Raw genomic sequence first — 10,039 nt, forward strand, 5'->3', positions numbered from 1 at the left:
AGGCGGCGCTTCTCGCCATAAGCGAGCTCGGCGACGGCTGAATCGGCACGGGCGGTAAGATTGACCAACGCCAGAGTATGATCGACCTGCTCGACGAGGCCCGGAACCTTCATCGGATCAGTGAGGAGATCGAGCTTGAACTTGCCGCGCAGTTCGGCCAGGGCCGCGATCTCCACGTTCTGGCGCACCGTGAGCTTGTTGAACAGCTGGTTGACCTGGTAGCTCTTGGTGAGGCCCAGCTGGCAGACGTCCGTGACGCCCAGGCCGGTGATGTCGCGCCCTTCGAAGATGATCTTGCCGGAGGTGGGCGGGATCTCGCAGGTGAGCATCTTGAAGAAGGTCGACTTGCCGGCACCGTTGGGGCCGATGATGCCGCGCAGCTCGCCGGCCTGCACGGTGAAGTCGATGTTCTCGTTGGCGACCACGCCGCCGAAGCGCTTGGTGAGGCCGGTGGCCTGCAGGATGGGGCCGCGGAAGGAGGCGTTCGCGTGGTGCGCGGCCGGCATGGCGGCCACGTGGCGCTGTTCGCGTTGCACGCGGGCCTGCGCGGCGGCCTGCTGTTCCTCGGCGGAGAGGCGCGACGTGGTGTCGGCGTCGGCCTCGGCGGCCGGAGCGCGGCGGCGCGGCCGCAGCGCGAGTGCCTTGAGCCCGCCGATGATCCCTTGGCGCAGGAAGCACACCAGCAGCACGAACACGATGCCCAGCACCAGCTTCCACGTGGCGCCGAGCTTCAGCGTGGCCTGCAGGAAGTCCTGCAGGAACAGCCAGACCGCGGCGCCCACCAGCGGTCCCACCAGCGTGCCGCTGCCGCCGATGGCGGTCTGGATCACCAGCTGGCCGGAGGTCTCGAACATGAACGCATCCGGCGGCATGAAGCCTTGCAGCACCCCCAGCAGCCCGCCGGCCAGGCCCGCGTAGGCGGCGGCGATCACGAACGCCGTGAGCTTGTAGGCCCAGATGTCGTGGCCGACGGCCTGGGCCCGCAGCGGGTTCTCGCGGATCGCCACCAGCACCGCACCGACCGGCGAGCGCACGATGCGCAGCGCCAGCACCAGGCCCACGAAGTAGCAGAAGGCGATGAAGGGATAGAGCGACCAGCCGGAGCTGAAATCGAGCGTGGTGAAGCCCAGGTCCAGCTTCGGCGTGGGCACGCCGGGCAGGCCGTTCTCGCCGCCGGTCCACTCGCTCAATGGATTGAACTCGACGAAGAAGAAGATCTCGGCGATGGCCACCGTGATCATCGCGAAGTAGATGCCGGTGCGGCGCAATGCCAGCAGGCCGATCAGGTAGCCCACGACGGCCGCGACGGCCATGCCGATGACGAGCGCCAGGATCACGTGCGGGAAGCCTGCGCGCGTGAGCAGGTAGGCGGCGACGAAACCGCCGGTGCCGTAGAAGGCCGACTGGCCGAAGGACAGCAGGCCCGTGTAGCCGAACAGGATGTCGAAGCCGAGGCCGAACAGGCCCCACACCAGGATCCGGTTGACCGTGTTGGGCGCTGCGTTCAGGTGCGGCAGCACGAAAGGCGCGGCGATCAGGCACAGCGCCGCCAGCACTTCGAGGATGAAACGCGGGCGACGGTACAGCGGCACTGCGCGGTCACGCGGGCGCCCTCCTGCAGTCGCCCGTTGTGCGGGCTGCCCCTCCCGTGCTGCCAGGGGCAGCGGTTGGGCGCTTTCAGGCGGTCGGGCGGCGCTCATTCACGCCCCCTCGTGCCCAGCAGGCCGTGCGGGCGCACCAGCAGCACCAGCGTCATCGCCGCGAACAGCATCACGTAGGCATAACCGGGATTGACCATGGAGGTGAGGCTGATGATCTCGCCGGCGATGAGACCCCCGAGCACCGCACCCGGAAAGGAGCCGACGCCGCCGATCACCACCACCACGAAGGTCTGCACCAGGATCGCCTCGCCCACTTCGGGCGTGAGCGACACCACCGGCGCGTTGACGATGCCCGCGAAGCCGGCCGCCATGGCGCCGATGCCGAACACCACCATGAACACGCGGTACACGTCGATGCCGAGCGAATCCACCATCACGGCGTCGTCGATGCCGGCCCGCACGATCAGGCCCAGCCGCGTGCGATAGAGCACGACGTACAGCACCAGCAGGCCGAGCGCGCAGATGCCCACCACCGCCAGCCGGTAGGTGGGGTACATCATGATCCCGAGCGAGCTGATGCCGCTCAGGAGCTCCGGCGCGGGGACGCTCAGCGAGTTGCTGGAGAAGATGAAGCGCACCGCTTCGACGAAGCAGATGGACAGCCCGAAGGTGACCAGCAACTGGTCTTCGGGCGGGCGCGCATAGAAGTGGCGGATGACCACCCGTTCCATCAGCACCCCCAGCAGGCCGAGGCCGAGGGTGCCGGCCAGCAGGGCGAGCAGGAAGGAGCCGGTCGCCTGGTACGCGGCGTAGCCGGCATAGCCCCCCAGCATGAACATCGCGCCGTGCGCGAGGTTCAGCACGCCCAGCGTGCCGTAGATGATGGTCAGGCCGGAACTGATCAACGCGAGCAGCGCGCCGAGCGCCAGCCCGTTGAACAGCTGCGACAGGAAGTTGGACCAGCTGAGCACCTGGTCTTCAGGTGTACGTGCCGGGGTTGCAGCCGAAGGCGTTGGGCGCCTGCATGAGGCCGGCGCCGGGAACGATCTCGACGACTTCCCAGAAATCTTCCTTGTTGCGCATCGCGCTCGGCTTCTTGCCGCGCACGATCACCACCGGCCGGATCAACTGGTGGTCTTCCGGCCGCCAGCTCACCTCGCCGACGAAGGAGTTCAGCTTGCGCGGCGACTCGTAGGACTTGATCACGTCCGGCGGATAGAAGCTGCCGGCGTGCTCCACCGCCTCGGCCCAGAGCGCGAACTCCATGTACGCGTTCTCGGCGCCCCACTCGGGCTTGTAGCCGTACTTCTTCTCGAAGGTCTCGACGAAGGTCTTGGCGAGCGGGAACTTGTCGCCCAGCGTCCACCAGAAATCGGTGGCGGCGTAGACGCCATCGGTGACGTCGGCGCCGACCTCGCGCGCGAGGAAGGGGATCTGGTAGGGGATCACCAGCTTCATCTTGGGCAGCAGCCCGAAGCGCTTGGCCTGCTGCGTGGACAGCACGGCGTCATGGCCCCAGTTCACGTTGACCAGGACCTCGGCGCCGGAGTTGGCGATGTTGGTCAGGTAGGAGCTGTAGTCCGGCGCGCCCAGCGGCGAGACCTGGTTGGTCACCATCGTCCAGCCGCCGTTCTTGGTCAGGTAGTCGTTGACCGACTTCGTGACCGTGTGGCCATAGGTGTAGTCCGGCGTCATGAAGGCGGCCTTGCGGTTCTTGCCGTAGGCCTTCAGCAGCACCGGGCCGATCGCGTTGGCGGCCGTGTGGCCGTAGAAGTTCTGCCGCACGCCGTAGCGCACGCAGTCCTTGCCGGTCGTGTCGTTGGAGCCGGAGATGCCGCAGACGAACAGCACCTTCTCGCGCTGCGCCAGCTTGTTGAGCGCCACCGCGACGGCACTCGAAGTGCCGCCGGTGATCATGATCGCCTTGTTCTCGGTGATGAAGCGCTGCTGCGCCTGCACCGCTTCATTGGGCTTGGCCGCCGAATCGGCGACGCCGTATTTCAGCTGCTTGCCGAGCACGCCCTTGGTCGTCTTGGGCGAGATCGCCTTGATCAGCGGATGGCCTTCGTTGATGTGTTCGATGGCGAGCTGGTAGCCCTTGAGCTCGTCCTCGCCCTGCACGGCGTAGGTGCCGGTGCGCGGCACGCTGATGCCGATGAAGACGGAATCCCCCTTCACGCCGGCAGGCCAGGTGCCGATGGGGGGACGCTCTTCGGCGAGCGCCGGCAGCGCAACGGAGGCCGGCAACAGCACACTGCCGGCGGCACCGACGCCGGCACGCAGGACTTTGCGGCGGCTGGGCTCCGGCAGCAGGACGTTTCGTTCGGGCATGACGCGTCTCCTGAAGGATCGGGGCGAAAGCGCACCCGGCGACGGCCAATGTATCGTGTCGTGACATTTCCGCGTAATGGGCGATTACCCGTACGCGCAGCAACGGTCCAGCGTGCGGCGTGCCCGGCCGCAAGCGTCGTGGGGGAATGGATCAGGATGTGATGGAAGCGACGCGCGCCGTCAACCGGCGGTGTACTGCGCCCACACGGTCTGGCCGTAGCGGTTGCCGTAGGCTTCGCGCGAGTGGCGCAGGCGGCGCAGCGCCTGGACCACGCCGGCGCGCCGGGGCTCACTCACCTCGATGTCGCACGTCCAGCCCGGCGGCGTGACGCCCTCCAGGAACTGCCGGGCGTCCGTCACGTTGAAGAACCACTTGTGCCGGTCCGCCGGCGGCTGCGTCGGCAGGCCGTAGTGCGCGATCTTTCCGCTGCCGCGTTCGATCTTCCGGCGCGCGTCCCGCCAGGCGTTCGGCAGCGAGATCAGCACGTACTTGCGCGACACCCGGAACAGGTCCTCCACCAGGACGTGCAGGTTGCCCAGGTGCTCCAGCACCTCGATGCACATCACCGTGTCGTAGGAACGGTCTTCGAAGGGCAGCCGCGAGCACTCCTCGAGGTTCAGCACGACGTCGGGATGGCCCGCGACGTCGACGCCCGTGTAGCGCTCCGCACCGATGAACTGGCGCATCGGCGCCTCGTAGCAGCCGACGTCAAGCACGCTGCCTTCGCGGAAGACGAGGGCGAAGTGCTCGTACACCCAGCGCGTACGGTCCTGACGCTCGGGGAACCGAGGCGTCTGGATGAACTTGGCGCTCATCGCAAGCTGCGTTCGGCGGCCGTGATGGTGTTGACCAGCAGCATCGCGCGCGTCATCGGGCCGACGCCGCCCGGCACCGGCGTGATCCAGCCGGCCACTTCCTTCACGCCGGCGAAGTCGACGTCGCCGCACAGCTTGCCTTCGTCGTTGCGGTTCATGCCGACGTCGATGACCACGGCGCCCGGCTTGACCATGTCGGCCGTCAGCACGTTGCGCTTGCCCACCGCCGCCACCACCACGTCGGCCTGGCGCGTGATCGCGCCGAGGTCCTTGGTGCGGCTGTGGCAGATGGTGACGGTGGCATCGCGGCCGAGCAGCATCATGGCCATGGGCTTGCCGACGATGTTGCTGCGGCCGATCACGACGGCGTGCTTGCCCTTGAGCTCGTAGCCGATCGAGTCCAGCATCTTCAGGCAGCCGTAGGGCGTGCAGGGCCAGAAGCCGGGTTGGCCCACCATCAGCGCGCCGGCGCTGGCGACGTGGAAGCCGTCGACGTCCTTGGCGGGCGAGATGGCCTCGATCACCTTGTGCGTATCCATGTGCCTGGGGATGGGCAGCTGCACCAGGATGCCGTGCACCGACGGGTCCTCGTTCAGGGCGTGGATGCGCGCCAGCAGGTCGGCCTCGCTCATGGTGGCGGGAAAGCGCTCCAGCGTGGCCTTGAGGCCGGTCTGCTCGCTGTCGGCGGCCTTGTGCTTGACGTAGACCTGGCTGGCGGGGTCTTCGCCGACCAGGATGATGGCGAGATGGGGCTGGATGCCCTTGGCCTTGAGGGCGGCCGTGCGGCCGGAGACTTCTGCGCGGATCTGTTGGGCAAGCGCGTTGCCGTCGATGAGGTTGGCTGTCATTCGGAGATCAATTCAACAGCCGGACGCAAAGGACGCGAAGGAAGCGCAAAGGACGCAAAGGAGAACCCGTGATTGGATGTTCCTTTGCGTCCTTTGCGGACCTTCGCGTCCTTTGCGTCCGGTATTTCGGTCTTCAGGTCTTCGGCGGCGTCTGGCCCAGGGCGATCTTCAGGAGGTCGGCCACCGTGTTCGCGTTCAGCTTTTCCATGATGTTGGCGCGGTGCGCCTCCACGGTCTTGATGCTGATGCCCAGGTCGTCGGCGATCTGCTTGTTCAGGCGGCCGGCGACGATGCGCTCCAGCACCTGCGCCTCGCGCGAGGTGAGCTTGGACAGCAGGGCGTCGCGGCTGGCGGCGCTCTGGTATTCGGCGAAGGTGTCCTTGGCGCGTTCGAGCATGCGCTCCACCAGGCTCACCAGCTCGTCTTCCTTGAAGGGCTTCTGGATGAAATCCATCGCGCCCTTCTTCATGGTGTTGACCGCCATCGGCACGTCGCCATGGCCGGTGATGAAGACCACGGGCAGGGGCGACTTGCGCTCGACCAGCCTGTCCTGCAGCTCCAGGCCCGTCATGCCGCCCATGCGGATGTCGACGATCAGGCAGGCGACCTCGCGCGGGTCGTAGCGGGCGAGGAAGGATTCGGCGGAGTCGAAGCAGCGCACCCGGTAATCCTTGCCTTCCAGCAGCCACTGCAGCGAATCGCGCACCGCCTCGTCGTCGTCGACCACATAGACCGTGCCCTTCTTGGGAATCAAACTCATACTGCTGTCACCCCCGCGTCCTTGCCTACTATCGGACTTGTAGTACCCGAGACCGGAATCCAGAACGAAAACCGGCACCCGGCGACCTCGCTGCCATTGTAGATGTTCTCCGCCTGCATCCTGCCGTGGTGCGATTCGACGATCGAGCGGCACAGGTTGAGGCCGATGCCCATGCCTTCGGCCTTGGTGGAGAAGAAGGCTTCGTAGAGCCGGTCCATCACCTCCGGCGCGAGGCCCGGGCCCGAATCGACCACCGAGAACTCCACCACCTGCTGCACCTCGATCTGCTTCGGCACCACGCGCAGTTCCACGCTGCGGCGCCCCGCCGGCCGGCCCGCGTGCTCGATCGCCTCGGCGGCGTTGCGCAGCAAGTTCACCAGCACCTGCTCGATCAGGATCGGATCGACCATGATGTGCGGCAGCCGCGCGGCCACGTAGTGCGACATGCGCACGTTGCGCCGGCGCAGCTCGATCTCGGCGAGTTCGAGCGCCTCGCTCACCATCACGCTCACGTCCGACAGCGTGCGGTTCGGCTCGCTGCGCTTCACGAAGGTGCGGATGCGCTGGATGATCTGGCCGGCGCGCTGCGCCTGGCGTGCCGTCTTGTCCAGCGCAGCGAGCACGTCGTCCTCGGCGATCTGCTTGCCGCGGATGCGCGACATCAGGCCGTTGCAGTAGTTGCTGATGGCCGTCAGCGGCTGGTTCAGCTCGTGCGCCACGCTGGAGGCCATCTCGCCCATGGTGATCAGGCGGCTGGCGGACTGGGCGCGCTCGGCCTGCGCGGCCGCCTGTTCCTCGGCGCTGCGGCGCGCCGTGATGTCGGTGGCGATCACCATCTGCGCCAGGCGCCCGTCCACCCACGTGAGGTAACGCGAACGCACTTCCAGCCACTTGCCCAGCTCCGGCACGAAGATCTCGGCGTTCTCGGAGCTGGCGCTGGTGAGGCTGTTGGTCGGCAGGCCGACGAAGGAATCGACCTCGTCGAGGTGCTCGTCGCTGTGCGGCGGCGACTGCGACATGCCGGCCTGCGCCACCATGCCGAGATGGCCGCCGGCGCGGCCGCCGAACCACAGGCGGTACAGCTTGTTGGCGAACAGCAGTTCCTCGCTGCCCAGGGGCGCCACCGAGACGGAGGCATCGAGCGCCTCCAGCACCGTGGTGAAGCGCTCGTGCGAGGCCTGCAGCTGCTCGCGGATGCGGGTCGGCTCGGTGATGTCGGTCATCGACGTCATCCAGCCGGTCTGCTGGCCCTTGGCGTCCACCAGGGGCGAGACGTACAGGCGCGCGTCGAACAGCGAGCCGTCCTTGCGCTTCACCCGCACCTGGAAGCCGCCCTGGATGGTGCGGCCTTTCAGCTCGTCCTCCAGCCGCGCCATGAGCAGCTCGCGGTCCTCGTCGGGCCAGTAGGGGAAGGGCGGCGTGCGGCCCACCAGTTCGGCCTCGCTCCAGCCCGTCATCTGGCAGAAGGCAGCGTTGACGTAGGTGATGCGGCCGTGCAGGTCGAGCGCCCGCATGCCGGTCAGCATCGAGTTCTCCATCGCGCGGCGGAAGTTGGTCTCCGTCATCAGCGCCTGCTGCGCGCGCATGCGGCGGCGGGTGTGGCGCCAGTTGGCGATCAGCATCCAGGCCGTCATCGCGGAGAGCGCGCCGACCAGCCAGAACAGGCCGCTGCCGATCACGCCCAGCCCGGTGCGGTAGGCCTGCGCGCGGATCACGAGGCCGTTGCCCACCGGCGAAACCGGGACTTCATATTCGTTGGGCTGCGCGGCCCAGGGCAGCAGGTGGGTGGCCGGATTGCGCGGCGGCACCGAGGTGCCCGCCAGCACGCGCGCCTTGCCATCGAGCAGGGCCACCGCGTACTTGGCCGAGATCTCGGACGGCACGCCGTAGCGCAGCAGGCCGTCGATGGAGTATTCGCCCAGGATCACGCCGCCGAACTTGCCCTGGTCCGCCAGCGGCACGTGCAGCTGCAGCAGGCCGGAACTCTCCGGGCCGGCCACCGGCTGTGAGTACACCGGCTGCTGCAGGTCGCGCGCCAGGCTGTACATGGTCTCGGTTTCGCCCGGGCGCAGCACGTCGCCCTTGGTGCGCAGGTGGGCCGGGCTGATGCTCGGTGCCGCATAGGAGGCGGTGACGCGCCGGCGCTCGTCGATCCACGTCAGCATCAGCAGCTCGGGGTACTGCGCGATCATGGATTCGGCGCGGCCGACGAATTCCTCCGCGTCCACCTCCTTGTTGGAGATGTCGCGGGCGATGCGCATCAGCTGTTCCTGCCGCTCCAGCAGGCGCAGCCGCATGCGCTGCTGCGCGTATTCGACATCGCGCTTGACGGCCTCCTGCTCGCGGTCCATCTCCTCCAGCCGCAGGTAGGAGAAGGCGGAGATGATGGCGGCCAGGAACAACAGCACGGCCGCCAGCGGCGCCAGCATCGCGTAGCGGTCCTGCCGGGTGGGCGTCTGGCGCCGCCACCAGTGGCGCCACCAGTCGGGAATGGGGCCGTTGGAGGGCAACTCCGATGCGGGGTTGTCATGCATGAGAAGGCGCAGTGTAAGGGCGCGCGCTGGTGGGACCCAAGCGCGGCCAAAAGGTGCCGCCGCCCTGGGGTTGGTGGGTCTCGTGAATTCATATTATGAAAGCGGTACGCACGATTTGAAAAATCCACGGGCTTGTGCGACACTTCGCCCCCGTGCGGCTAGGCCGTACTAAATTCACTTGACTGCTACCAGGAGACAACACATGTCCGCTCAGCCCGACCGCGTGTTCGGCGCCGCCGCCAACGACTCTGACGCACAGGAAACACGCGAGTGGCTGGATGCCCTGTCGGCCGTCATTTCATCGGAAGGCAAGGAGCGCGGCCACTTCCTGCTCGAACAGCTCCTCGAGCAGGCCCGCCAGGAAGGCATCGACCTGCCGTTCTCCGCCAAGACGGGGTATGTCAATACCATCGAACCCGAGAACGAGGAGCGCTGCCCCGGCAACCTCGAGATCGAGGAGCGCCTGCGCGCCTACATGCGCTGGAACGCCATGGCGATGGTGGTGCGGGCCAACCGCATCCATCCCGAGGACGGCGGCGACCTCGGCGGCCACATCAGCTCCTTCGCTTCGCTGGCCACCATGCTGGGCGCCGGCTTCAACCACTTCTGGCATGCCGAGACGCCCGAGCACGGCGGCGACTGCCTCTACATCCAGGGCCACAGCGCGCCCGGCATCTACGCCCGCGCCTTCCTGGAAGGCCGCATCACCGAGGACCAGCTGCTGAATTTCCGCCAGGAGGTGGACGGCCACGGCCTTTCCAGCTACCCGCACCCGAAGCTGATGCCGGAGTTCTGGCAGTTCCCGACCGTCTCCATGGGCCTGGGCCCGCTGATGGCGATCTACCAGGCGCGCTTCCTCAAGTACCTGCACGCCCGGGGCATCGCGGACACGGCCAAGCGCAAGGTCTGGGCCTTCCTCGGCGACGGCGAGATGGACGAAGTGGAGTCGATGGGCGCCATCGGCGTGGCCACGCGCGAGAACCTCGACAACCTGATCTTCGTCATCAACTGCAACCTGCAGCGCCTCGACGGCCCCGTGCGCGGCAACGGCAAGATCATCCAGGAGCTCGAAGGCGAGTTCCGCGGCGCCGGCTGGAACGTCATCAAGCTCATCTGGGGCTCCTACTGGGATCCGCTGCTGGCGCGCGA

General features: G+C 67.4%; 7 protein-coding genes and 1 pseudogene. 1 reads left to right on the plus strand and 7 read right to left on the minus strand.

The annotated features are described in order from the left end of the window. The 7 genes from VFM98_RS14165 to VFM98_RS14195 form a co-directional block, all read right to left on the minus strand. A partial coding sequence (locus VFM98_RS14165) for an ABC transporter permease subunit (protein ID WP_325110560.1) occupies window positions 1–1,592 on the minus strand: 1,592 nt, incomplete at its 3' end. Window positions 1,593–1,696: 104 nt separating this feature from the next. Beyond that, window positions 1,697–2,572: a branched-chain amino acid ABC transporter permease gene (locus tag VFM98_RS14170; RefSeq protein ID WP_325110561.1), complete on the minus strand. Its 876-nt coding sequence runs from the start codon at window positions 2,570–2,572 to the stop codon at window positions 1,697–1,699. 7 nt (window positions 2,573–2,579) lie between these two features. Next, a complete protein-coding gene (locus VFM98_RS14175; protein WP_325110562.1) occupies window positions 2,580–3,932 on the minus strand; it encodes a substrate-binding protein in 1,353 nt (450 codons plus the stop codon). Window positions 3,933–4,112: 180 nt separating this feature from the next. Then, window positions 4,113–4,748, minus strand: coding sequence for a class I SAM-dependent methyltransferase (locus tag VFM98_RS14180; RefSeq protein WP_325110563.1), 636 nt, complete (start codon window positions 4,746–4,748; stop codon window positions 4,113–4,115). Next, window positions 4,745–5,596 carry a bifunctional methylenetetrahydrofolate dehydrogenase/methenyltetrahydrofolate cyclohydrolase FolD gene (gene folD / locus VFM98_RS14185; RefSeq protein WP_325110564.1) on the minus strand — a complete coding sequence of 284 codons (852 nt, stop codon included), beginning with the start codon at window positions 5,594–5,596 and terminating at the stop codon, window positions 4,745–4,747. The genes VFM98_RS14180 and folD overlap by 4 nt, the downstream gene beginning before the upstream one ends. A gap of 133 nt (window positions 5,597–5,729) precedes the next feature. Then, on the minus strand, window positions 5,730–6,356 hold the full coding sequence (locus VFM98_RS14190; RefSeq protein WP_201688457.1) for a response regulator transcription factor: 627 nt from the start codon (window positions 6,354–6,356) through the stop codon (window positions 5,730–5,732). Next, entirely contained in the window at window positions 6,353–8,890 is a 2,538-nt protein-coding gene (locus tag VFM98_RS14195; protein ID WP_325110565.1) for a PAS domain S-box protein, read from the minus strand. Before VFM98_RS14195 ends, VFM98_RS14190 begins: the two co-directional genes overlap by 4 nt. Window positions 8,891–9,092: 202 nt before the next feature. On the opposite strand from VFM98_RS14195, the pseudogene aceE reads away from it, so the two are divergent. After that, window positions 9,093–10,039, plus strand: a pseudogene (gene aceE / locus VFM98_RS14200) (pyruvate dehydrogenase (acetyl-transferring), homodimeric type); the annotation flags it as partial.

Source organism: Ramlibacter sp. (assembly GCF_035706265.1).
Lineage (GTDB): Bacteria > Pseudomonadota > Gammaproteobacteria > Burkholderiales > Burkholderiaceae_C > Ramlibacter.

Bases quoted from the DNA above. Each gene is read 5' to 3' on its own strand.
- VFM98_RS14195 (WP_325110565.1), bottom strand. From the start codon at position 8,890: ATGCATGACAACCCCGCATCGGAGTTGCCCTCCAACGGCCCCATTCCC.
- VFM98_RS14180 (WP_325110563.1), bottom strand. From the start codon at position 4,748: ATGAGCGCCAAGTTCATCCAGACGCCTCGGTTCCCCGAGCGTCAGGAC.
- folD (WP_325110564.1), bottom strand. From the start codon at position 5,596: ATGACAGCCAACCTCATCGACGGCAACGCGCTTGCCCAACAGATCCGC.
- VFM98_RS14190 (WP_201688457.1), bottom strand. From the start codon at position 6,356: ATGAGTTTGATTCCCAAGAAGGGCACGGTCTATGTGGTCGACGACGAC.
- VFM98_RS14175 (WP_325110562.1), bottom strand. From the start codon at position 3,932: ATGCCCGAACGAAACGTCCTGCTGCCGGAGCCCAGCCGCCGCAAAGTC.